A 22,350-nucleotide genomic window follows, 5' to 3' on the forward strand; every position below is an offset into this window, starting at 1 on the left:
CCATATCACATAACATAGAATGAAAGAGGAAAAAGGAGAGGTGACAATGACAAACTTCAATTTTCAGGTCACAACAGGTTTGCCGCCAAAGTTCGAACCTTATATTGCTGTGAATCTGCTTATTCCAGGAATTATGATCGCAGTAGCTGTCGACACTACGACCGGAGTTCCATTAATAGGGATGTATCGCTCTCTAGATGGAGGTGCAAACTGGTCGCAAAGTTTACTACCTCTGCCACCAGGATTTACAGGAGCGGAAGCGCCTGCTGTTGCCTATTCCTTTCCCAATACATTTGCCATTGCTGCACATGTATTTCCCGGCGCTTCTGATGGAACGACTGTATTCTATATTTCTACCGACAACGGCACTACCTTCAGTAGTCCAGTAATAGTGAATATGGGATATGGAACCTACATTAATAATGATGAAACGAATATCACAATCGATGTAGGGCAATCCAGCCCATATTTAGGAAATATCTATGTTTCCTACAATCATCAGTTCAATGTAGCCAACGGCGGTAATTCAACAGCATTCCTAAGCCGGTCCCGAGATAATGGAGCGACATGGGATACACCAATTCTACTATCCAGTGAAGCTAATCAGGTAGAACGTCCCGATGTTGCGGTGGATTTGGTAGGCACGGTGTACGGCGCATGGATTACAACAAATCCAGAATTCCGATTTGTGATCAGGACCTCTCTGGATGGTGGAACAACGTTTGGTGCACCTGTCCTCGTGTCCTTAATCGTGCCTGTACCCATAGTTCTGCCCGTTCCTGGTTATGCTTTCCGTGTCTTAACGTTTGCGAATATTTCAACGGATCGGTCGGTCGGACCCTTTACCAACCGTGTGTATACCATCTGGCAGGATTTCCGCCAAGGGTATTCTGATGTATTCATGTCCATTTCAAATGACAGGGGCATGACTTGGAGCACTCCAGTAAGCATTACCGGTGCACCCGCAGGATCCCAGAACTTCTTCCCTGCGATCGATGTTGATCCTTTGACTGGCGTTGTAAATGTGATCTATTACAGCAACCAAGTTAACGGATTCTTATTAGATGTATATGTCGCACGGTCCATCAACGGTGGTCAGACATTTACGAACACAAGAATAACGAACGTCTCCTTCGATCCGAATGCTGGTGGTGTTGGACCGGTCACCTTAATTGGAGATTATATTGATATTACTTCCGTTCCTCCAGGTGGATACATCGGGGTATGGACGGATACTAGCCCTGGTACACAGACTATTTTTGCAGGATATTCTGATATAGTTATTTCATAAATGGAGATCTTGTTATATCTATAAAGCTTGACTTAATAAAAAACGCATGGCCATTTGAAATCCTGATTTATGGTATTTTTCATTCTCTCCATTTCACTCAATAAATCAGAGGTTAATTCGCCTCAATTGTTGACAACGAAACCATTAACCATGGAGCAAATTTTTCTGATAACTCACCTTTTGGGTTATGTGTATGGAAAAGATAGGACTCTCCGGCTTGATTTTTCCAAACCATGTAGTCCACCAAGCCGTTCGCATTGCTTGTTTGCAAGTAAAGTTCTGCATAGCCTAACGGATGCTCGATAAGTTCTCCACTATAGTCGTTTGGCTCTCCGTTGGCAGACAGCTCAGCTTGGCCTTGTTGCTTCAAGGAAACGAGATCGTAGCCAGACGACAATGGTTCAATATCCGCATAATAGTTAGGGTCTTTGACCAGCGATAATCGGCCAGTTTTCGCATTCAAGGAGAACCCCTCAAATATATATAGCGAATATCCTTCGCCCTGTGTTAGTGTACCCGTCTGAGCAGGAACACCCCCCTCCAGTTCATCGAACGTTTGGGTTAGAGGACGATCAGATGGCTGAGGCTGGTTTTTTTCTGGAGGATTGGATGGTTTAGGGGTGACAGTTATCTCATTAACGGGAATTGCTGGTGTGGTAGTCGCTGTTAACTTCTCTTCGTTAGCCGCCTCGTTGTTGCTGCATGCGCCCAGAATCAGGGTAGACAGCAGAACAAGGCTTGCTGTTATCGTTGATTTTTTCATGATAAACCTCCTTATCTGAGTAACGCTTATTACCCATATCGTCACCATTGTATGCTTTGGCCACGAAATAGTCTCCTTTCTTCTCGCTTCTTATGAGAAGCGTGGTTCACTCCGACAAAACACAAAATAGCTCGCCGACCAGTTAAGGTTAACGAGCTATTTCTTGTGTTTTTTATTCTCTTGAAGAATACAGGTGCCCTTGTTAACAATCCTGCCAGTTACGCATTCACAGTTTCTGTTTTACGATCTTGCCGTGCATGTAATGTTTTCATTGCAAGTCTGGCTATCGGCTGCGCGACCAATAGTTCAATCCAAAATGCTATGCCAAAGTTTCTAGGCCAGATGTGAAGGAAGTTTTTTAGTGGATCGAGGCTTATATGTTTTGTCCCGACCCATGTGCCAATAATCGAAAGTAAAATCGATAATACTGAGACATTCAATAATGTGTTTAATAGAACCCTAGCATTAAACCCATCCGTTTGTCCTATAAACTTTGGCATCACTTTCCCAACAATCGGTCCTGCAACTAATCTTACGGATAAAACTACGATCATCCACATAAACGGAATAATCTTTAGTGTATCTATATACACTTCCTTACTGAAGCCGCGTTCCAACCCCACAATAATAGGGGCAATAGTGTTTACTGAAATGATTGAAATAATGAGTAGAAATAATATACCTTCTTTTCCATTTCTGGGCAGTCTTGTGTCTCCATGCATATTTGTCATCTCCGTGAATAAATTTCAGATGGCAGACGTATCATGAGACATATATTTTTGGCCCAATAACAAAGACCAATATCTCTACACACTGATCTAATAATTATATCATTTTTTTCCGATTAAATGTCAGACCTTCTACTGAAAAATTAATTAAATACCGATACGTAAGCTAAAAAAAACGTCCTCCCCAAATTTCTTGAGAAGGACGCGTTAAACTATTTCTACAAATAGCTTTAAATATAAAACATATATAACTCGACACCTACAGCGAATAGGAACAGTCGAGAAAAAACTATATGGAATCAGGGTTTTCGCGATTTCTCACGGAGTAGTACCTACACCCAAAAATAGCAATCTACAAGCCTCTTTGTGGGTAAAATGTGGGTAACGAAATGGAGCGATCGTATGAATATAAATGATATTACGTTGGGCCTTCGCATCCGTATCATCGCCGGTTTCCGCTCTGGCAAGATTGGCATCGTGCTGGCGAAAGAAACACAAATTGTCCTGCTCGACATTGGAGAACCCTTACTTATCAGTGAACTACCGGAACATTTAGAACCTGCACCTGAAGATCCACTACCACCAGGATGGGAAGAGTTTGAAGTATGATTTTTAATTCAGCCTCCGCTGGCATAATGCTTAGGGGGGGCTTTATTCATTCTACTAATATCTGCAAAATTCCATAGTAAATATTACCTATATTTGATAAACTTACTCCATCAACCAAATATGGAGGTAAGTATGAATAAAAGGAGATTGATTACCGCTGCAATTGCCAGCTTTGTCCTTGTATCTACGTTTTCCGCTGGCGCATACGCTGCGACAAAAATTAATTTGATTGTAAATGGAAAAACTACGTCCGCTGATATTCAAGAAATTAAGGGTGCTCCTTATGTATCATTAAAAGATGTGGGAAATCTATTAGGAGCAAATGTGAAGTATGACAGCAAAACAAAAACAGCCACTATCACTAGCAAAGGAAACACAACTTCTCCCTCTACGAATGACACTGTGCAGTCAAGCCGAACAAAACCTGCTTCTATAGGATCTACTCAATCATTTACGGTCGATACTGCTTTGAAAAAACATACCGGACAAGTTTCCATCACTCAAGTCATTCGCGGGGATGAAGCATGGAAATTAATAAGCCAAGCAAATACGTTTAATACACCCCCGAAAGAAGGATATGAATACATTTTGGCTAAAGCCAACGTCAAAATCGTCTCAAACAAAAAAAATGCAGATGCAGCAGTCGATATCTGGAAAGGAGACTTTGTTCTTGTCTCTAGTGCTGGGACTGATTATGATACATTATTAGCAGTTCTACCTGACCCTGGTATAGATGCAAAAGTATATGCAGGCTCATCTGCTGAGGGGTGGGTGGCGTTCCAGGTCAAGAAAGATGATCTTTCGCCAGTTATTAGCTTTGCTAGAAAATATGACGGTTCTGGTGGTGTCTGGTTCAAAACAAACTAAAAAACAGCCCTGCCGACTATTATGGTCAGCAGGGCTGTTCATATTCCCAAACATTTGGGAAATTACTTTGTTATATTGACTGTCTTACTTACTGCATCATAAATTACTGTCGCCCCTAGTGCCTCTGCTACCGCCCGAGCTGGTGTATAGGTAGTGCCGTTATCTAGCACTCCGTCAGCAACCTTTTTGCCATTTACGTTGACTGTCACTTTCAATTCTGTATTTAATGTTACCACTTCCTTCTTTTTCAGTCCGAGATACTTTGCAATCCCGATCACATGGCCATCAATAATTGCTTGGATTACCACATCTTTTTTAAGCTTAGCTGCGTCTGTCGCAACATCCAAAAACAAGTTTTCTGTCAGAACTGCAGGCATTTTGCTCTCTCGTACCATGTGTAAGTTTTCTACCTTTTGGCCTCGGCTGATCATGCCAATAGTAACCTTATGGAGCATATCCATAATAGCTGTGTGCAAGGCATTTTGTAGCGCCATAGATGCAGCGGAAGCTTTGGTATGTCTATATGTCTCAAAACCGCCCAAACCGCCCCCAGCATTGCAGTGGATGGATACCAAGAGATCAACGCCTGCTTTATTCGCGAGATCTGTTCTCTCCTTCAGTTCTAAAAATACGTCGGTACTCCTAGAGAGCATAACCTGCACTCCGTCATAATTTGACTCAAGCCGCTTTTTAATCTCCAGTGACACTGCCAGCACGATATCTTTTTCCTTCAATCCGTTTGCTACTGCACCGGAGTCTTTACCACCATGCCCTGCGTCAATCCATACTTTTTTCATTGATTATCACCGCTTTTCTTCGCTTGTTTTATAAACTGATTACCATATACAGCTACTGCCCCGCACAAGATACCTTGTACAAAACTATCAATAGTAAATCCAAGGGTAAAGCAAACATTGATAATAGCTGCCAGTGTGACCCAATAAATAATGGTCCAGTCATGCACTCGCGGTGTTTGCTTTAATATATATCCGATCACCCAACATCCAACAACGATAAGTAGCAGCTCCGGTTTGATAAAATTAGCAACCGCATTCCATTCCATTACAGATCACCCCTTTTGCTTTTCTTCGAATCGATCAAGTCGTTTATGATACTGCTTAGAAGACTCTTCAAGTCGTGTCACTCGCTCAGAGAGTACATCTGTCCGTTGTCCCTGCTGTCTGACATCAGCTCGGATATCGTCCACACCACGTTTGATGTACTCGACATCTGTACGTAACGCCGCACCGCTACCAGCCTCTTGTGCAACATCTTTCTTAAGAGCCGTTGTCCGGCCCATCCACCCCAACGCGATCCCACTTAAAGCTGCAATCATCGCTGTGATTGTTGTAATCTCCATACCTTTCCCTCCTCAACACAAATAGCCCTCGAAGTAGCATGGAGGGCAAGGCTTTCTGTCTCTTTTATTACGAAGTTATAGGTTTTTAGGATGATCTGAGGTCCATTTCACACTTCCTTTAGTTGGTTTAGGTTAGATACAGTACCAGTTAAGTTGCGCCTGATTACTGCCATCAGATTTTATAAAGTCATATCCACGGTTCATTGTGAAACCTGTATCCGTTATATACGTTGATGAATTCACAGTTAGAGTAGGACCGTTAATGTTTTCTCTACCTGCCCAATCAATAGCATTTCGTGGAAAATTCATAGGGTCATTATCCCACGCAAGGTTATACAAGCTGAAGCCCGATGTAGGACCGCCCACAAAACCGTTAGCCGCTATACTTTTTTCAATGGAGCCGCTTGTACCTTTTGACATCATGCCGTATCCAAATACTTGGTACATTCCGTATTCGTTATTCACGTTATTCCACCTGTAGTAACACCAGTACTGATAATACACTATCTGTGGTCTAAAACCGACATTAATGTTCCAAGGTACGTTTTGGTTTGCCTCCATGTTTTGCCAACCGTTACTGGATGCGAACTTACCTCTCCGCTGTGCTGTACCCACCACACCCGCCACGTTAGCCCCTTCAACTAGGTTGTTTGCTACCAGTTGCGGAACGGGTGTAGTAACCCATGTAACCCCATTAAAGTAACCTGCGGGTGGTTGAATGAAAAGCCTATCTCCTTGCCACACTGTGACCTGTGATCCTGGAGCGTGTTCGTTACGTGCGGATAAGTTTGGAATAGCCCCATTCATGCCAAACAGGTTATTACCTTCAAGTACTACACTAGGGTTTAACTGAGGTTCAACACTTTGAAGCTGTGCAAGAGAAACTTTGATTTCACCCGCACCGGAACCGCCTTTACGGTATCCCTCACGTGGGTAAACAGCTAACGCACCATCTCCCCATTGACCTACTCCAATAGCTGGGTCAGCCCCTTCCGTAATATGTGGCATAGTACCTGAGAACTCACCAAAGTCATTCGTAAAGCTGTATGGATATAGTACGTGCGCGGGTTGCGCTGAACCGTTACCACCCGCGCTATCTGCCAAAAAATCCGATCCTACTTTTCTAAAAGTATAAGGCTTACCTACTAACAATCTGCCGGCAGCATAAGCGTTACCACGCTGATCTTTCAAAGGTATTGCGCCCAGCCCGTTAACATTCAAAGTTGCATTTGCTCCATTTGCAACGTGAGGCACAATTGTAATCCCAAAACCTTCATAATATGCAGTAGGTACGGGGTCTAATGCCGCGCTATAAGCAACTCCTGTCCCGGATGTAGAGGCGAATCCTGGCTGCCTGATATAGTTTACATTAGATTGTGACAAAGCTTCCTCAACTGTAAGTATGCCTTCTTCAATATTATTCAGAGGAGCCGCCGCTATCGGTGTTCCCGCCGCGATAATGGTACCCTCTGCTGGAACCAACGTAACGGTTCCATCCCCGTTAGTGTCAATAATATAAGTACGTGGATTCTCGACCTCGCGATTCTCCCATTCGGTACGATTGTACGCCATAATTGCCCTCCTATAGACCGCTGTAATATTTCCAAAGTAAGTTTAGATTATTTTCCCAACGATTTGCATCAATGTAGGAAAAAGGCGAATCTGCCGTCCATGGCAAGTCCCTAGTCCTCCACCCTACAGGAGTGTAGCGTTTACGCAGGGCTTCCAGATTCGCTTCAATTCGAGTGAACTCCTCCTTAAACGGCACCCACCAAATATTCCGGCTATATACCCCTTCCTGAATAGTGACGGCGAAGCCCTTGGAAGCCATTAAGTCCTGCACGGCTTTCGTATTAATCTCCACCCTGCTCATATCTGCGTGGTTATAATAATCGGCTGCGGTCCAGTTAAGGTTTGGCACGGTCCATGCCATGATATCAGCCCCTTATTTAATATTTTTGCAGAATAACCTTAGCGGACACATAATCATTGGTCCCTAACCCACCGTACATCCCATAGGGAGTCATAGTAGCATTAGTAGCTAACTGCCTAGTATTACCGTCTGCTAGAGTCCCTATGATAGCAACCACCAAAGTATTATCCTTGCTCCAGGAGGAATCAGGAAAATTAATGTTGAAATCGGTTGTCCCTGCTATCAAGGATACAGGCACTACTTTTTTTTCATTCAGAGGTGCTCCGTTAATAGTGATTCCAGATCCAGGGTTAATACTCATATGATTCTTCTTAACTTTTTTGAAAGATGTATGGATGTTTGTATAATACCCGAACTGTAAATCAAGCAATAATCCATCAGATGTCCAAGTCTGCGGCTTGTTTTTCATATGTTCGTCATAGTACAAGGTTTTACCGATAAAAGAAGTAATAACCATGTTATCCTTGTTCCAAGAAGAATCAGGAAAAGGAATCAATAACGTCGTTGCCCCATTTGGATTATCGTCTCTAGAAATAGTAGCGATTGTTTCTTCGCCATTAATTTCCATGATTCCATCTTGGTCAATGGATAAAAGATTCTTCCAGTTCTCTACATACGGACGTATGTACCCGGGCAGCTTTTTAATGACAAATTTCATTTTTTGCATCAAGGCTCTAGCAGATCCTAAGTTAACTGTATCCCCTTGATCATAGAAGTTAACAGGTGACTCAAACCCGTAATAGTATCCATCCAACTGATCTTCATCCTTGTTCCATAAACCATGCTGAGTGTTCCACATGGTACCGTTATACGCAAACTTATATTCCGTTACTGGTCTGGAGGAATTTTCAGAGCCTCCGCTAAACAGGCCTAGAGATACCCTTTTAAAGGGAGAAGTCCCGGAGCCATCAATCTCAAACCCTGCTCCCCCAATGGTCATACCGCCATAAGCATCGAGCATAAAGTGATTATTCCAACCGAGCATGATACCAAACTCACGCCAAGAGCCGTCCGGTTGTTCAGCCCCAATATCTTCCCCGGTTAGATCTCTCGCAGGATCCCCTTCTGCATAAGCTTTTTTTCCGTTTGCTTTCCAGAGGTTAATCCCTTGGTTGATAAAATCACCTATATTCTCCTCTCCAGGATAAGTTCCTCCGCCTTGCCACTGCCAACCAAAACTAAAGTTGTTAACGTCAGTACGCTTGAACCTTTTGGTGTCATAGTCATACCATGCATTAACTAACAGCCAGACCTCTGTATAAGGCACACCACCCCGTATACCTTCAATAACTGTGAAATTATACGGTGTTTTTTGTTGCTGTGAGTTTCTGGGGAACAACGACATGGTTCCCTCGGCTCTAACTGTAGTTTTCTTGTCTCCACTATTTGATGATCCTTTAATACCCCAGTCCATCTATACCCCTCCCTTGGTCTCTGACTTCCCCCTCAAATACCCTTGAAAGGTATACTCTTGTTTCGTAATACGGGACTGCTTTTTGTTCCCGTAGCTATCTTCGATCAAGACAATATCCCCGCACTCCAAGGCCGGATTTTGCCTCCAACTTATGGAGTAAACTGCGCGGGCAGCAAATTCTGAGGCCAGCCAAGAGCCTACCTCAAGGGCGAGTTCCGGCGTATTGATCAAAGGATTTTCAACAAGTAGTGTAGTCCCTTCCTTAATGGTTGGATTAGATAGAGTGTACACGGTAGTATTGGCTGCCAGCGTTTTACCAGATATAACTATAACCACTTCTCCATCAGCTACAATTTCCATTTCAATACCGGAGTCGTAATTTTTCAATGTCGTATGAGATTTAGCCCCAGTAATGTTTATTTGTGCAGAGGTTGATATGATTGGTTTTTGGTACTCAAGGAATACCTTCGCCTTACCTCTCACAGTAACGGCTGTGTTTAACACTTGGTCAAACGTATCTTCTGCATAGGTTATAACTGACATATCAATGTTACGCACGGCATCATCCAGCTTGATTTGAGGTTCTTTATATGCATTATCAAAGTCAATGCTTTTCATTAGATAATCACCATCGGTATACATGAAGGTACCGGCACCAGCAACCATGCCAGGCTCCCCCGCATAGTTCAAAAACGTTGTCCGTGCATCCATTTCAGCAAATCGCCTGATGACTGGAATTCCTAGTCGTCTATCTTGATACACTGCAGCTCTGCCCGCTATGCCAATACACTGCAGGCCTTTTCTCGAATCCACTTTTGTCTTAAAACCCTGGGTCCTAATTTTCTGCAACTCCGGATCAATCTGATAATTGCTTATGCCTGCTTTGATTAAAATATCTTCTGCCAATGCATATAATGTAGTATCAGCAATACTGATGTACTCTATCTTCTCTAAGGCATCAAGGAAATCTCTTGCCGTGAACGTGGTTGTGAATGTGCCCTCATCACTTTGCCAATCAGTCAAATAGTATTTATTGATGTTTACATACTCAAAGGTGCCTGGCACAACCTCAAGTCCCAAGGATAAGCTCACTTCCTGATTACGTTCCAAGAACTTATAGTACCCCTGTGGATTAAGAATGTTGAATGTTTTGTCCGTGTTATCGACTACGAATTTGATTTCATTGGAAGGCAGGGTATCACCCACAACGTTCATTTCCTCAAGGAAACTCACATTCATAAGCTTGTTACCGTCATATGTTTGGATCACACCAAAGTCAATTTCAGTTACCCGAGCCCGGCGATTTCCCGTTTTCCACTTCGTAATACTTATGACGATGCTCCAATATCCACTAATTGGGGTTGAATAGACATAGAACGGCGATTGGTGATTAGTTACTACGACTGTAGCGACTAATTCTCCCCGATTCCCCAGTTCGTCGTCAGGACCGTAAAAACTCAGGGTAAAATCGGCCGGATATTCACCCGCTACAGGATCAAAGGTAAGGGTCAGTCCAATACTCTCTTGTTTTTTTGAAAAGCTAATTTCTAGATCCTGAACGGTTGGAAAAATACCATTATCATTACATATGGAATCACTCCACCATCCTAATTCACTGGATAAGTTTTCATTATTACTTGGTAGGATGTAGAAACTACCATCCAGTAACCAGTAGTTAGGTTCAAAGGTGGCGTAACGTTTGGACATACGCCGCACTTTATTGATGATCTGTGATATACGGCTTTGTGGAGCGTTGGAGGTAGCGTTTAACGCATCCACCTCCGTGTACGCCTCATTATTTAAAATCTGAAACTCGACTACAGCCGATGTTTTCCGGGAGGGCGCGTATACCGCTTTTTTGTATAGATTGGATACCTCGATCATACTGCGCCTCCTACCTTTCGATTATGCTAAACGATACTTCACTATACTGCACAACTCCTTTAACAAAGCTAAGCGCAGGTGCGGTACGATCTCCGCAATAAAAGGTGCCTGTTCTAACACCAGTTTGAGGATCTTGGTACTCCACTTGAAAGAACACTCCTGATACCAGTGAAAGTATGGCTGAGAACTGGGCTTGAGTAAGCATTTTCCAGCTTAAGTCAATCTTGCGCTTAGTGGCTATCCGCTCAAGCAGCAATAGACCATTTACGTTACGTTCCCCTTTCGATAGGTCCTGAATGCTTACCTTATAACTCGTAGGGCTGGGCAAAGGAGTACCGTTAATGGCAATCATATAAGTTACTCCCTCCTTACGTTGTTGTAATGTTTCGGATCAAAGATGTACCGGTACGCTGTTGTTCTTTGGCAAGATAGGGAGCCAGCAAACGGGCCAGTACTGTACCATCCAACTGCATAACCAATTCCTCACTTTGAATTCCTGACGAAGAACTGTTGCTAGTTTGATTCATTTGCATAGCTGCCATAACTGCTGTGCCCAGAGCACTGGCTAATGTATCAACGAATGCTGTGTTTTCCAACGGTACGACTGCTTCTTTGCCGCGCTCACCTATCTGCGCTATGGTAGGTGATGAAACAATACCACCACGTGCCAAACGCGGAATACGTGGCACATTAAGCCCAAAGTGACCTCCACCGAACATCTCAGGAATATCAATATCAATGGAGTTTAGCCCGTCAATAACTTTATTAATCATATCAATGATCGCATTTAGCGGTGTTCTAGCAATACCCCATAAGCTTTCAAATACCCCCTTGAAAATACCTTTTACGCCTTCCCAAGCCTGTTTCCAGTTACCTGTAAACACCCCAGCGATAAAGTCTATCAATCCATCAAGAATAGTCATAAGGCCGCTTAATATGTCACCTATCCAACCAACGGCTAACTTAATACCTTCCCACATTGAATTAAAGGTATCTACCACTAAAGGACCTAAATATTTAACTACTGCATCGAGTATAGGCTGTATGAACTTGTTATAAATATCAATTGCTGCTTGGGTCAGTTTCAACACCAAGTCAACCGCCTTTTCTACTAATCCCTTTAAAGTGTCATTCCATATATCTTTTAGCATTTTCAAGAAAGGTTCGATAATAGGCTTGAGCACTTCATCCCATAATTTCCGGAACATTTTCTTGGTGTTCTCAAGGAATGTCGTTAACCCTTCAAGTATTTTTGTACCGTGCTCTTCCCACGCGTTTTTGATTATTTCTAAGCAATCAAGGACAATGTCCCTGATTAAATCAAATGTAGGCTTGAAAATAGTATTGTAGATATCAACAATCAGATCGACCAACCATTTAAACGCGTCCGATGCTTCTCGAAATGCCCACACTAGTATATCCGTAAATATAGGAACCAGTGTTTCAACGATAGCCTTTTGAATGGGTAGAATAAACTGATTCAGCATGTAATCAACAAACGGAAGTATAACTTCCTTTAATAGCTTGTCAAAGGCTGCACCAACCTCTGGCAATACTTCGAGTATAACGTCACGGAGTTTTGTGAGATTTGGCAGATAAGTATTTGTCCATAAGTCATTCATTTCATTAACTGCGTGGGTAAAGGTGTCGGAAAATATACGAATCGCTTCAGCGGCAGTTGTAGCAAATATAGGAACGAACACTTCAAGAATAGTTTTTGAAATGGGTAGAGCAAAATCATTCAGGAAAAAGTCAGCAGCAGGTAAGATAGTATTTTGAATAAGGCTATCCAGTGACGCGGCTATTTGTGGCATAGCCTCAAGCATTGCGCCTTTGACCAGTTCCAGGTTAGGCAACCAAGTCGTATTCCACAGTTCATTCATCGTAGTGGATACATGGCTAAGGGTAGTATCCAGCAGTTGGAACGCCCCTACTAATGCGTTAGCAATTACAGGTGCAAAACTTTGAGTGAACCCCGTAACTAAGTTTGGAATGAAGTCGCCCAATAAGTACGTGCCCATAGGCACAAGCGTATTCTGCCAAAGATCAGTCATTGTTTCCTTCATGCTACCAATGGAAGCACTGATAGGGGTCATCATATCGACGAAAGGTTGCATAGCTGGACGTAACTCCGACCAACCGCTTCCGATTGTTGACCATAGCCCTGAGAATAGTGTTTTGGTATCGTTAATAATACCTTGTACCTTTTGCATATAGGGGTCTACGGTCACGTCTAGGGTACCTAAGTCAATAGCTCCACCTAAAGCCATACCGCCTAAATCAGCTCCGCCAGCAGCCGCAGCGGCATCCCCTGCATCTCCAAGCGAACCCGCAGTCTTATCAGCAAGCATATTTAGTTGGTCAAAACCTGCTAAACTACCTTTAATCTCATTTGCTGCTTTTTTGGTTTTCTTACCTGCGTCCTGCGCTGCGTTGCCCATACCGCCTACAGCGTCAGCCGTTTCAGTGATAGGGGCTACAGCAGCCCCACCGCCCCCTATGGAAGTAGAATCACCAAACAGCAGTGCTGTGAACGCTTTGAAGTATTGCGCTGCAATTTGTAACTTTTGAATTAGCCAGTTCAAGCCCTTAAGGATCGGCGTCAGAATGTTAATAAATCCCGCACCCATAGTGCCCTGGAAGATTCGCCACTGCTCACCCATAAGCTTGACTTGATTAGCCCAACTGTTCGATGTCCGGGCAAAGTCGCCCTGAGCATCCCCCGTCACAGAAAGTAAGTAGTTGTATCGGAGCAGCGTTTGACTGGCCTGATCCATGTTTTGGAAGGATGTCCTAATGCCCTGAGAGAGCGCATAGGCTTCCAGATTCGCCACGGACATATTAATGCCCAGTTGCTTTAATGGTTCAGTCTCACCGGATATACCGGAACGAATCTTCTCAAATGCCATATCATTGCTGAGATTATAAAAAGAGGCCATATCTGCTGACAATTCCGTCAACTTTTTAGACATGCCCTCCATCTGGACACCTGCTAATCCGGAACTTTTCATCATTGCACCCATGGTGGATGCATATTTTTTGGCTGACAACTCCGACAATCCAAAGCCCTGAAGCATGGATTTGGACCAGTTGTTAATATCCTGGGCCATACTTCCGAACGTAACATCAACCACGTTCTGGACTTCCTGCAGGTCTGATGCCAAGTTAATGGCTTCACGGCCGAATGTTACTAATTCTTTAACAGCAAAGGCCCCGGCGATTATCCCGCCGAGACCTTTAAATGCACTGCCTACCAAATTTGTGGCTGTACCCGATATGCCAGAGAGTTGGCGTTGGAAAGCTCCGTAATTAAGCTCTAGATCTAAATCTATCCGCCCTGCACTACTTCCAGCCATTTATGAGCCACCTCCTCCGAACATGCGGGCCATCGCAGCTTCTAAAATCTTCATTTCCTTGTCCAACACCACCTCATCAAGCAGTTTTCGCCCAGCCTGACGTTTACGCCACTCGTTATGGATCCGCCGTTGATCCGCCGTGAATCCCTTGATTACTTTCAGGTCCTTTTCACTCCGGATCGTGACGATACTGCCAAGTGGAGTATCGGGCATAAGACCGGCAACTAGGGTGCAAAATTCTGTCCAAGGCATGTCACCGTGTTGCCGGATACGAATACCATATTGCTTTGCTATACTGGATTCGATCAATGCCCAATCTTCACGTAAGTCATACCAGTTTTCAGACTGGCTGTTACTGTTGAAATCGGGCAGTTGCCTCTTCAAAGGTCAGTTCCTGCATGACGGCCAGCAACCCGGATACAAGCACTTTGAGGTTAGCGATCCCCATTTTTTTCACGCCAATTTCCTCAAACACCTCAGAACCTAAAGCCCCCTCAATAGCAGCAAGAAGTGCCTTAACACTACCAGTCTCCGCGATCTCCTCAAAACGCAGCACTGCTTCTACCGATTTATCTACCTCGTAGACCTTACCACCGACTTTGATAGAGCCTTTTTCCTCAACTGCGAATTTATCTGAAATATTGATTACTTTTGACATGAATTATGCTCCTCCTCCGGACACTGCCGGTGTAAATGTTGGTTTTCCGTCTGACAACAACTCAAATTCCAGTCCATCAATGTTGGTGGAGTCGCCACCCGCAGGTGTTGTTAAATTGATAACGCAGTCCATCGCCAGCTTAGCACCGCTCGGCATCGTCCACTCAAATTTCGTTTCTACCTCTTGACCCGTACCGAGTAATAGTCCAGCAATGTAGTCATTCCCTGGATCCCCATAATGACGTTTCCCGCTGAAACTGATCGTAAGCCCTTTACCCGTTACGGCACGACGGATCCAGCCTTCCTGATCCATCGGCGTCCATTCTTCGGTATTACCATCAATGGACGGACTGAAGTTTTCCAAGTCCTTCACCTTCGCCATATCGGCGGGGGCTGTCGACGTACGACCTTTTATACCAATTTTGAATTGATTATTGTGTACCGGAAATACACCCATTGTTCCCATAATCATCACTACCTCTCGTAATAAATAGTTGTCTCAATCACGTATTCAAAAATTCCAGCTTCATCTGTTCCCACACTGACGGGCTCTGCAGTTCGCATCTCGAAGCTAATCACCCGCTTACCCGCAATTACTCCAGACTGCCCAAATAGCGCAGCATAGACCTCTTGGGCCTTTTGCTCCGCCGTATCTGCGTTCTTGCTCCAATGCACCAGGATAGATATGGACTTAACGGCATAGCTCGTATTATCTAGCCCACCGATCGCAATCACCGGCGTACCGGAATTGAGATTATACAAACCAATACACTGCGGCTTACTGCCGTCTATCTTGCCAATGTACCAACTTGGACATTCTAGCTGAGTCTTCAGCCATTCCCGCACTTCAGCAAGAGTCATCATTTAATAAATCCCCCTGCCAGCTTCTTTAGCAGAATCTTAAAGGCCTGAGTCACACCTCTAGTCTTCTTACCTTCAGCCCACGCTCTAAGCCACTCTCCCTGTGCATGCCTATTCTTATCCTTACGGAAGCTATACTCAGGATGCCAGTAGAGCCGTCGCGCATAGGGTGTGTCATAAGTAATTGTTACCTTCCCACGCTTTGACTTGCTCGCATCAATTGTAGCGCTTCGCTCAAGCTCACCCGTCTGCTTTGGAACAACCTCAGAAGTCATGATGTCGGATAGAATGCTGTCCTTGGCGCCTTCAACTACCTGAATCAACGCCTTCTCCGGAGCTGTGCGTAGCCGGTTCATAGCTTGATTGTTCATCTTGGTGTTCACCTTGACCACAACTACATCAACTCCAGTTCCGAGGAAAACACACTACCATCTGGATTCTGTGGTCGAATAGCGCTGAAGATAGGACGCTCAATCTCTCCGAACTTCACAAGCCCCTCGATAAGCTTCCCAGGGTTAATGTCACCTTTAATAATTACTTTGCCTGATAGCGTCACCAGACGTCGCTCCTTGTCCAGCTTCTGACGCATCTTTTCATCATGACAACAAAGCCCATCGAAGATTAATTTCTCGATAGGCTCTCCATTCTCGCTAGTGTAGGTCAGATAGACCTTAACAGGCGTTTTTAATATCCAATGTGGAAATGGCAACTTACCACGCATCAACATAACCTCCTACTCGTCAAACCAGTAGCGGCAAGGAGGCTTGTCACAGCCTCCTTGGTTTGAATACCTCCTGCCCCCTCTACCGCCTTAAACGACAGCGACACGCTTCCAGCGGAGTAGCCAGAGAGTGGGAAGTTAAGATAATCCCCATACTGAAAGGTGAAGTCTGCCTGCTGGCACGTTGCCTTTATAACATTGACCTGTTGAAATGGCGTGAGGCCTGTTAGCCCTCGCCCCACGATGCGGTTATAGGTTAGTGCATCCACTTGATCCGATGCCCTCTCCAGCGCCTTATCCAGCTCCTCCGGTGTAATCTGCCCATCACCATAGCGTTCATAATCCTCTGCCGTTGCATAGGCCATGGGATCACCTACTTGTCCGCTTTTGCGGTCTTCTTGGTGTCAGCCAGTTGCGCCTTCAGAGACTCGATCTCTTTCCGAGCATCTTCAAGCTGTTTCTTCAGTGCCGCTTGTGCCTCTGCAGAACCCGTGCCAGAAGCAGCGACTTGCCTTTTCAACTCGACATTCTCCCGCACCACAACCTCATGATCCTTGTAAGGCACTGTTTTGCTTGGGGCATTCTCTACCACTTCAAGCCGGTCTCCCTCCTGGGTTGCGATATCATACCCCAGCTTCAGATAAGTATCCCGCTCCGCGTCATCGATCTGGAGCTGTTTATTCCCTTTCACTGCGTATAGCATAGTTTCATTCTCCTTTCAGCTCTTGGGCTTTTATGTGGTGGCTTCTGCGTTGATCTGGATACCGTCAACCTTACGGTTAATCAAGAACAAATCCGTGTAGCGGCGGTTTTGATACAGGTATCCATCTCCACCTGTATGTGTGCCAGGCTCCCATAGATAGATAGCGCTGTGTTTGATCGGCGCAATAACGGCTTGCGGATGAATTAGGATCATATTGATCTGCTTGGCTCCTACGCCAGGTATGGCGCCGTTCGTGAAGTTAAAGACCGTTTTCATCCGACTGGAAGGCACTTTAACCAGTGTGACATCGTCGAGCTTCGCAACTGTACGGTTAATAACGCCGTTGTTTGCCTGAACATTAATAAATCGTTGCATGTCTTCTGCTTCCTTCAGGAGCGTGTGAACCGTAGGAGTCACATACAGAATCCGTCCTTCTTCTGGCACTTCCGCTTCGTCCATGTTCTGCATGAGCTTATCAAATACTTGGAGCGCATTGGCAACTGTCAGCACCGTAACATCTGGTGTCTTGCCCAAGGCTACATAATCAGCATAGAGTTTACTGTATCGGTATTTGTCCAACTCCGGAATCGCCTGCTCTGTTTCAAAAACATTCGTTGTGTTGGCTGCGGATAGGATTTGATTAGTTTCATCAACATCCATAGCATCCACATAGAACTCAACGTCACGGTCAAACGCCAGCACCTTCGTTTCAAAATCATTGCTGATCGCCTGACGGTTCCATCCACCTGAACGGCTGTGGTCTTTATAACCTCCAACGTCCAAACGTGGGATCTTAATCGTTTTAGATCCGATAAAATTGGCGTTGTGCGTGGTCAAACCTGAAGACTTTAATTCCTTCGAATATTTCTGCTGCAGCACCGTCAAAAAACTGTCAACGTAGTTATAAGGCATTTGTACATCTCTCCTCAAAAATTATTATTTACTTGGTATCCGCAACACCGAAAATACCGGCCAATTGCTCATTAGTCGCAGCTCCAGCTGAGCCTCCACCGGCGCCTCCAACTCGAAAGCCACCAGTCCCCCCGCTACCGACACCAATGTCTTCAGGCTTGAACAAATAGGCATCCGATGTCTGCAAGCCCTTAAGTTGCTCGTCCAGGCCCACCACCTTGCCATCATCTCCTATCACCAGCTTGTTCTTATCGATCATTCCGGTGACAACCTTCTCGTTATGGACCTTACCATTCAACGCAGCCGTGATGGCATTCGTCAGGGTCATATCCTTCAGATCAGCAGCATACTTATCCGCTGCAGTCTTGTTTTCACCCTGTAGCCGGGCAATCTCAGCTTTCAGCGTTTCTGAAGCGCCTGCGTCCTTACTTAGCGTTTCAAGCTGTGTATCTCGTTCTGTGATGTCCTTCTCCAACTTCTTCTTGGTGTCGGACAGATCGTTATACTGTGACTTAGGAACAAAATGCTTTGGCAGCTCCTTGTTCACGTCACCAATCAGACCATCAATCTTAGACTCATCGAATCCGGCTTTCTTTAACAGTTCTTTCAACCAATCCATTTATCATCAACCTCCATAGATTTGTATAGCTGCTCTCCAGCTAGGGGAGTGGTCCGTGATGCTCCGGACAACGAGCAAATAGGCCACAACAGTCTCAATCGTGGCCATGATTATCTCTTCTTGCTATTTCCAATTCCACAAATGATGATTAATGTCAGGCAAATAATAAAAGTAATCGTAACGCTATCAGACAAGGGTAATCACCGCCTTTCAGGCATGAAAAAAGCACCCTCGCAAATGCGTGAGTGCTTGTCAATCGAGAGCGTCAATCGCCCATTGTATGTCCATTTCCATGTCTATGTCAGGATACTTATGTTGTAGTTCGCGCAACAGATCAATAAATTTCTGGCTCTGTAGCCGTTCAGAAACATCCTCGAAGTAGCCACCCATCCTATTAACTTCAGTGGGCGTACACTTCAACAACAATTCTTTTGTTGTATCAAAGTCCTGACTTAGCACCTCAACAATCTCACCCCAATATTCATCCAGAGGCGGAGATGCTCCGTTTTGAGTCATCATATCAATGATCTGCAAATTTGTTGTAATTATTTCGTTGCCAGTCACTTTTCTTCATCTCCTAACAGCCTCTGCGTTTCATCAGGGAATATTGTTGTAATGCCCTTTCTTTGGGTATCGTACACGACCCCGACAGTCACGCTACGATAGTTTGCATATTTGAATATTGAAATGAGCTCACCATTAACCTTTTTCGGCTCCAATTGAAACTGATCTGGATCTTGAAGGTTTGCCACATACATACCAGCTTTCTCAATGTCCTCTGCGGTCCAACTCTTCGGAAACCAGGATTGTTTTGTGCCCGATTTCTTCAACTTGTCCTTATGCGAAGGCACATTACCAATGCGCACGCCGTTCTTATACTCTTTAACGACATTATACTCGATTCCATGCCCTATCAACAGCTGAATGTTCTCTTCCCCATGTCCGCCCTTGCTAAAATTACCTATTGCCTGTTTTTTCGGGTTCTTAGGATTAGTAAATTCACCTCTAGATGCATGTTTGATCACTTCAGTCTGAATAATAAAAGGCTTGTTCTTATTATGCAGACCGTTATCAGGTGTTTTTTGCACAGGAATCTTAAATTTCTCCCGGCTAAAGTCCCGCCGTAAGTGCTTGTTTACCTTTACGTGTTCCCGGAGCTTCCCTTGCCACTCCTTCACCTTAGCCGCAGCAGCAGCCTGGTTAATTGGATCAACACTGCCAGCCTCACGACGCTTGTACTTGCGCACTTGACGCTCCATGTAACGCTGCCGCTGCTCGGCCTTGTAATTGCCTAACGCCTCCGCATCATCCACTGGATCCGGCATGCGGCTTTTACCAGGTATAAACGTTGTCATGTTGTGCCGGCAGTTGGGGTGAAACAAGCCTGCTGCCATTGCCTTACTCAGTAGCGGATACGGACCATCAGACGCCTTCCCGCCACTGTACACATCATCAATGTACACTTTACCCTGCCACGGCAGACACAGCTCCGAACAGTTGTTATGAGCTGACACCACGACAAACGGATTACCTGCTGCACGGCGTTTGGTTCCCTCTCCCTCGAATACTGCCCGCTGGGACGATGCACGCAAGGCCATTTCAGCATATGAGGCAATGTTCATCCTTCGCCCATTAGCAAACTGTATGCAGTCAAATCCTTTATTTAGAAAATCACTTGTGGCCATGTCAATAGCTTGGTTAAGTGAAGCAGCACCGGAGTTAAGATAAACCTGAGATTTGAATATTGTTTGCCGAAATACATCATCTGCTTGCCTAAGCACAGCAAAACGTGCAGCTTTCATCTCTCCTTGTGCAGCTGACGTCAAGGCATTAACTCGTTTTTCATTAAGCTTGAAAAAGTTTTCATCAGTAACGCTTTCAACATCCAGCTTATCTGGGATAATCTTATCCAACAGTTTTTTAGCTGCTCGTTTAATCCCATCTAGGAACCCACCCTTGACCTCTCGCTCGATTGCTATATTAACCGCAGGCTCAGTCTTCTTAACAATCTGGGCTGCCTCTTTCTTATACTCCTTGAGATCCTGCAGTTTCTTCTCCTGCCATTGATCCCACTCGAAGCCCTCTTTCTTCTCCTCGTTTTCATGACGAGTCAGATTGCGCTTCATGCTGGCGATCAGGTCAACCTCCATCTGAGAAAAAATGCTGCGAATATCATATTTCTTCTTCATTCGCTGTCATCTTCATCATCCGGATCAGCGTCCCTACGGATCTCAGGTTCTTCAGTGATCCCCTGCTCGTCCTTCAACCGCTGCACCTCTTCTGCCTTTTCCTCATCAGTCCAGGTATCACCGTATAATTCCTCGACGGCTCGCTCAATAGACATGATCTGGAAAGTACGGGCCTTGCCGACGATGTCCACCACGCTGCCGAAATCAGGAGAAGCATACTCACCAAAAGTCACGCTGGCCTCATACTCGCCTGCTGTACGGTTCTTCATTGTGTCGTAGACCATCATTACCGTCTGCACTAATTGTGGAATGACCTCATTCAGCCGATCCACAATTTTGCCACGAGTGTACAGCGTGGCCTTCTCTTTCTCGCGCTGAGCCTCGGCATTGTCCGTCTTCTTCAAGTCAATGCCGAGTGTGCTGGGAGATATGATACCCTGCAAGCACATATCCAGAGCGCTACTATAACTGGCTACAAATGCTTCATAGAGTATCTGAGGTTGCACCATGTCCATCTGCCCCTTAGAGTCTTCTGCAAGACCTGTGTTCAGCTTGATAAATTGATTATCAAATGGATTAGATCGCATGAGCTCGCCCGTTTCGGGGTTTATGGGAACCAGATCCTGCGGAATGTATTTCTGCACGCGACCAGCACGAATGGCGTCTACCCACTGGCTGATCACCTCATCAAGCGCGTCGAAAGAATCGGCCTTGCTGTCAAAAATACTCTTTCCACGTCCTGGCCACTTGGTGGACTTGAACACCATGAGAGGCACGGCCATGATAAAGTCACCGTCATACTCAATGTCCTTCAAATCAGCTAACTCAGGGACTAGGGATATCGCTACCTGCTTGCCATAAGCATCCAGCAACTGATAACGAATGTACTTGCGGCCAAATGTTTCTATGAGCCGATAATCCTTACTGTTAACCGTGTAATCAGAATAGAAAAGAACTTCCTGTAATCGTCCTCGGGTACGCTTATACTCCACCTGATCACCACTGTAGAATTCAATAAGTGGATATTCGCTCACATCCGAGTCTACTGTGATCTTAAAGGCTCCGTCTCCAGCTGTCAGTGCCTCCGTTACGGCTCCACCCAAAAGCTCGGGGAAGTCATTGTCCTCACTTATGGCTACCCATGTATCCGTCTCGGCTTGCTGTTTAAGCGTAATAGCATCCATATCAGCAATAACGATATCAGACAGTCGATCCGCGACCATAGCTGGCAATCCGCTGTGGATCTTTCTGATGCCGAGCCCATAACTCGGTACTGCTGCCCAGAAACGAGATCGACTCACATTATCCGCCACCGATTGCTTATAAAACTGATCCAGCTCGGATGGATCTCCACGATACCAGAGTCGATTCCTCAGCACATTGGTACTGTAGCTAAATGGCTCTGTGATCGTGATGACCTGGCTTTCCGGTGCCGGGTTGATCCTCAGTATTTTCATAACCATGCTCTTAAACCACCCCACTT

At 45.0% G+C, this 22,350-nt stretch carries 27 protein-coding genes; 3 read left to right on the top strand and 24 right to left on the bottom strand.

Annotated elements, in window-relative coordinates; translation table 11 throughout:
* Positions 1-46 precede the first annotated feature (46 nt).
* Positions 47-1,291 carry a sialidase family protein gene (locus tag NST34_RS25060; RefSeq protein WP_341128962.1) on the top strand — a complete coding sequence of 415 codons (1,245 nt, stop codon included), beginning with the start codon at positions 47-49 and terminating at the stop codon, positions 1,289-1,291.
* Between the two features lie 112 nt (positions 1,292-1,403).
* Here NST34_RS25060 and NST34_RS25065 read toward each other — a convergent pair whose 3' ends face one another.
* Both NST34_RS25065 and NST34_RS25070 read right to left on the bottom strand, forming a co-directional pair.
* Complete coding sequence (locus NST34_RS25065) at positions 1,404-2,054, bottom strand: hypothetical protein (RefSeq protein WP_341128963.1); 651 nt, start codon at positions 2,052-2,054, stop codon at positions 1,404-1,406.
* Between the two features lie 218 nt (positions 2,055-2,272).
* Positions 2,273-2,776, bottom strand: a complete 504-nt coding sequence (locus tag NST34_RS25070) for a hypothetical protein (protein ID WP_341128964.1) — start codon at positions 2,774-2,776, stop codon at positions 2,273-2,275.
* A gap of 381 nt (positions 2,777-3,157) precedes the next feature.
* Here NST34_RS25070 and NST34_RS25075 point away from each other — a divergent pair, with 381 nt between their 5' ends.
* Both NST34_RS25075 and NST34_RS25080 read left to right on the top strand, forming a co-directional pair.
* The gene (locus NST34_RS25075; protein ID WP_341128965.1) at positions 3,158-3,391 is read left to right on the top strand and encodes a hypothetical protein; all 234 of its coding nucleotides are present in this window, start codon (positions 3,158-3,160) and stop codon (positions 3,389-3,391) included.
* A 132-nt stretch (positions 3,392-3,523) separates the two neighbouring features.
* The gene (locus NST34_RS25080) at positions 3,524-4,258 is read left to right on the top strand and encodes a stalk domain-containing protein (RefSeq protein ID WP_341128966.1); all 735 of its coding nucleotides are present in this window, start codon (positions 3,524-3,526) and stop codon (positions 4,256-4,258) included.
* A gap of 62 nt (positions 4,259-4,320) precedes the next feature.
* Here the strand turns inward: NST34_RS25080 and NST34_RS25085 are convergent, their stop codons facing one another.
* The 22 genes from NST34_RS25085 to NST34_RS25190 form a co-directional block, all read right to left on the bottom strand.
* Positions 4,321-5,055 (bottom strand): N-acetylmuramoyl-L-alanine amidase, encoded by a 735-nt coding sequence (locus tag NST34_RS25085; protein WP_341128967.1) that lies wholly within the window; start codon positions 5,053-5,055, stop codon positions 4,321-4,323.
* The gene (locus tag NST34_RS25090) at positions 5,052-5,321 is read right to left on the bottom strand and encodes a phage holin family protein (protein ID WP_341128968.1); all 270 of its coding nucleotides are present in this window, start codon (positions 5,319-5,321) and stop codon (positions 5,052-5,054) included. Before NST34_RS25090 ends, NST34_RS25085 begins: the two co-directional genes overlap by 4 nt.
* A gap of 6 nt (positions 5,322-5,327) precedes the next feature.
* Positions 5,328-5,618, bottom strand: a complete 291-nt coding sequence (locus tag NST34_RS25095; protein WP_341128969.1) for a hypothetical protein — start codon at positions 5,616-5,618, stop codon at positions 5,328-5,330.
* 132 nt (positions 5,619-5,750) lie between these two features.
* On the bottom strand, positions 5,751-7,190 hold the full coding sequence (locus tag NST34_RS25100) for a hypothetical protein (protein WP_341128970.1): 1,440 nt from the start codon (positions 7,188-7,190) through the stop codon (positions 5,751-5,753).
* A gap of 10 nt (positions 7,191-7,200) precedes the next feature.
* Positions 7,201-7,551, bottom strand: a complete 351-nt coding sequence (locus tag NST34_RS25105) for a hypothetical protein (protein ID WP_341128971.1) — start codon at positions 7,549-7,551, stop codon at positions 7,201-7,203.
* A gap of 16 nt (positions 7,552-7,567) precedes the next feature.
* The gene (locus NST34_RS25110) at positions 7,568-8,965 is read right to left on the bottom strand and encodes a hypothetical protein (protein ID WP_341128972.1); all 1,398 of its coding nucleotides are present in this window, start codon (positions 8,963-8,965) and stop codon (positions 7,568-7,570) included.
* Positions 8,966-10,849, bottom strand: a complete 1,884-nt coding sequence (locus NST34_RS25115; protein ID WP_341128973.1) for a hypothetical protein — start codon at positions 10,847-10,849, stop codon at positions 8,966-8,968.
* A 10-nt stretch (positions 10,850-10,859) separates the two neighbouring features.
* A complete protein-coding gene (locus NST34_RS25120; RefSeq protein ID WP_341128974.1) occupies positions 10,860-11,201 on the bottom strand; it encodes a DUF6711 family protein in 342 nt (113 codons plus the stop codon).
* A 16-nt stretch (positions 11,202-11,217) separates the two neighbouring features.
* Positions 11,218-14,205, bottom strand: coding sequence for a phage tail protein (locus tag NST34_RS25125; RefSeq protein WP_341128975.1), 2,988 nt, complete (start codon positions 14,203-14,205; stop codon positions 11,218-11,220).
* Positions 14,206-14,589: a Gp15 family bacteriophage protein gene (locus tag NST34_RS25130; protein WP_341128976.1), complete on the bottom strand. Its 384-nt coding sequence runs from the start codon at positions 14,587-14,589 to the stop codon at positions 14,206-14,208.
* Positions 14,558-14,863, bottom strand: coding sequence for a hypothetical protein (locus tag NST34_RS25135; protein ID WP_341128977.1), 306 nt, complete (start codon positions 14,861-14,863; stop codon positions 14,558-14,560). The genes NST34_RS25130 and NST34_RS25135 overlap by 32 nt, the downstream gene beginning before the upstream one ends.
* Before the next feature lie 3 nt (positions 14,864-14,866).
* Positions 14,867-15,334 carry a phage tail tube protein gene (locus NST34_RS25140; protein WP_341128978.1) on the bottom strand — a complete coding sequence of 156 codons (468 nt, stop codon included), beginning with the start codon at positions 15,332-15,334 and terminating at the stop codon, positions 14,867-14,869.
* A 2-nt stretch (positions 15,335-15,336) separates the two neighbouring features.
* The gene (locus tag NST34_RS25145) at positions 15,337-15,726 is read right to left on the bottom strand and encodes a minor capsid protein (RefSeq protein ID WP_341128979.1); all 390 of its coding nucleotides are present in this window, start codon (positions 15,724-15,726) and stop codon (positions 15,337-15,339) included.
* Entirely contained in the window at positions 15,723-16,094 is a 372-nt protein-coding gene (locus NST34_RS25150; protein ID WP_341128980.1) for a hypothetical protein, read from the bottom strand. Before NST34_RS25150 ends, NST34_RS25145 begins: the two co-directional genes overlap by 4 nt.
* Before the next feature lie 23 nt (positions 16,095-16,117).
* Positions 16,118-16,444 (bottom strand): hypothetical protein, encoded by a 327-nt coding sequence (locus NST34_RS25155; protein ID WP_341128981.1) that lies wholly within the window; start codon positions 16,442-16,444, stop codon positions 16,118-16,120.
* Entirely contained in the window at positions 16,444-16,809 is a 366-nt protein-coding gene (locus NST34_RS25160; RefSeq protein ID WP_341128982.1) for a hypothetical protein, read from the bottom strand. The genes NST34_RS25155 and NST34_RS25160 overlap by 1 nt, the downstream gene beginning before the upstream one ends.
* A gap of 8 nt (positions 16,810-16,817) precedes the next feature.
* Positions 16,818-17,147 carry a hypothetical protein gene (locus NST34_RS25165; RefSeq protein WP_341128983.1) on the bottom strand — a complete coding sequence of 110 codons (330 nt, stop codon included), beginning with the start codon at positions 17,145-17,147 and terminating at the stop codon, positions 16,818-16,820.
* A gap of 30 nt (positions 17,148-17,177) precedes the next feature.
* Entirely contained in the window at positions 17,178-18,059 is an 882-nt protein-coding gene (locus tag NST34_RS25170; RefSeq protein ID WP_341128984.1) for a capsid protein, read from the bottom strand.
* Positions 18,060-18,087: 28 nt separating this feature from the next.
* On the bottom strand, positions 18,088-18,678 hold the full coding sequence (locus NST34_RS25175; RefSeq protein ID WP_341128985.1) for a phage scaffolding protein: 591 nt from the start codon (positions 18,676-18,678) through the stop codon (positions 18,088-18,090).
* 252 nt (positions 18,679-18,930) lie between these two features.
* The gene (locus tag NST34_RS25180) at positions 18,931-19,242 is read right to left on the bottom strand and encodes a hypothetical protein (RefSeq protein WP_341128986.1); all 312 of its coding nucleotides are present in this window, start codon (positions 19,240-19,242) and stop codon (positions 18,931-18,933) included.
* Positions 19,239-20,867, bottom strand: coding sequence for a phage minor capsid protein (locus tag NST34_RS25185; RefSeq protein WP_341128987.1), 1,629 nt, complete (start codon positions 20,865-20,867; stop codon positions 19,239-19,241). Before NST34_RS25185 ends, NST34_RS25180 begins: the two co-directional genes overlap by 4 nt.
* Positions 20,864-22,348, bottom strand: coding sequence for a capsid protein (locus tag NST34_RS25190; protein WP_341128988.1), 1,485 nt, complete (start codon positions 22,346-22,348; stop codon positions 20,864-20,866). Before NST34_RS25190 ends, NST34_RS25185 begins: the two co-directional genes overlap by 4 nt.
* Positions 22,349-22,350: the final 2 nt, after the last annotated feature.

The organism is Paenibacillus sp. FSL H7-0714 (assembly GCF_038003765.1).
Lineage (GTDB): Bacteria > Bacillota > Bacilli > Paenibacillales > Paenibacillaceae > Paenibacillus_AQ.

Bases quoted from the DNA above. Each gene is read 5' to 3' on its own strand.
- NST34_RS25160 (WP_341128982.1), bottom strand. From the start codon at position 16,809: ATGGCCTATGCAACGGCAGAGGATTATGAACGCTATGGTGATGGGCAG.
- NST34_RS25125 (WP_341128975.1), bottom strand. From the start codon at position 14,205: ATGGCTGGAAGTAGTGCAGGGCGGATAGATTTAGATCTAGAGCTTAAT.
- NST34_RS25090 (WP_341128968.1), bottom strand. From the start codon at position 5,321: ATGGAATGGAATGCGGTTGCTAATTTTATCAAACCGGAGCTGCTACTT.
- NST34_RS25075 (WP_341128965.1), top strand. From the start codon at position 3,158: ATGTGGGTAACGAAATGGAGCGATCGTATGAATATAAATGATATTACG.
- NST34_RS25155 (WP_341128981.1), bottom strand. From the start codon at position 16,444: ATGCGTGGTAAGTTGCCATTTCCACATTGGATATTAAAAACGCCTGTT.
- NST34_RS25100 (WP_341128970.1), bottom strand. From the start codon at position 7,190: ATGGCGTACAATCGTACCGAATGGGAGAATCGCGAGGTCGAGAATCCA.
- NST34_RS25120 (WP_341128974.1), bottom strand. From the start codon at position 11,201: ATGATTGCCATTAACGGTACTCCTTTGCCCAGCCCTACGAGTTATAAG.
- NST34_RS25135 (WP_341128977.1), bottom strand. From the start codon at position 14,863: ATGTCAAAAGTAATCAATATTTCAGATAAATTCGCAGTTGAGGAAAAA.
- NST34_RS25095 (WP_341128969.1), bottom strand. From the start codon at position 5,618: ATGGAGATTACAACAATCACAGCGATGATTGCAGCTTTAAGTGGGATC.
- NST34_RS25150 (WP_341128980.1), bottom strand. From the start codon at position 16,094: ATGAACAATCAAGCTATGAACCGGCTACGCACAGCTCCGGAGAAGGCG.
- NST34_RS25175 (WP_341128985.1), bottom strand. From the start codon at position 18,678: ATGGATTGGTTGAAAGAACTGTTAAAGAAAGCCGGATTCGATGAGTCT.
- NST34_RS25085 (WP_341128967.1), bottom strand. From the start codon at position 5,055: ATGAAAAAAGTATGGATTGACGCAGGGCATGGTGGTAAAGACTCCGGT.
- NST34_RS25170 (WP_341128984.1), bottom strand. From the start codon at position 18,059: ATGCCTTATAACTACGTTGACAGTTTTTTGACGGTGCTGCAGCAGAAA.
- NST34_RS25185 (WP_341128987.1), bottom strand. From the start codon at position 20,867: ATGAAGAAGAAATATGATATTCGCAGCATTTTTTCTCAGATGGAGGTT.
- NST34_RS25145 (WP_341128979.1), bottom strand. From the start codon at position 15,726: ATGATGACTCTTGCTGAAGTGCGGGAATGGCTGAAGACTCAGCTAGAA.
- NST34_RS25105 (WP_341128971.1), bottom strand. From the start codon at position 7,551: ATGGCATGGACCGTGCCAAACCTTAACTGGACCGCAGCCGATTATTAT.
- NST34_RS25115 (WP_341128973.1), bottom strand. From the start codon at position 10,849: ATGATCGAGGTATCCAATCTATACAAAAAAGCGGTATACGCGCCCTCC.
- NST34_RS25065 (WP_341128963.1), bottom strand. From the start codon at position 2,054: ATGAAAAAATCAACGATAACAGCAAGCCTTGTTCTGCTGTCTACCCTG.
- NST34_RS25080 (WP_341128966.1), top strand. From the start codon at position 3,524: ATGAATAAAAGGAGATTGATTACCGCTGCAATTGCCAGCTTTGTCCTT.
- NST34_RS25070 (WP_341128964.1), bottom strand. From the start codon at position 2,776: ATGCATGGAGACACAAGACTGCCCAGAAATGGAAAAGAAGGTATATTA.
- NST34_RS25060 (WP_341128962.1), top strand. From the start codon at position 47: ATGACAAACTTCAATTTTCAGGTCACAACAGGTTTGCCGCCAAAGTTC.
- NST34_RS25110 (WP_341128972.1), bottom strand. From the start codon at position 8,965: ATGGACTGGGGTATTAAAGGATCATCAAATAGTGGAGACAAGAAAACT.
- NST34_RS25140 (WP_341128978.1), bottom strand. From the start codon at position 15,334: ATGATTATGGGAACAATGGGTGTATTTCCGGTACACAATAATCAATTC.
- NST34_RS25165 (WP_341128983.1), bottom strand. From the start codon at position 17,147: ATGCTATACGCAGTGAAAGGGAATAAACAGCTCCAGATCGATGACGCG.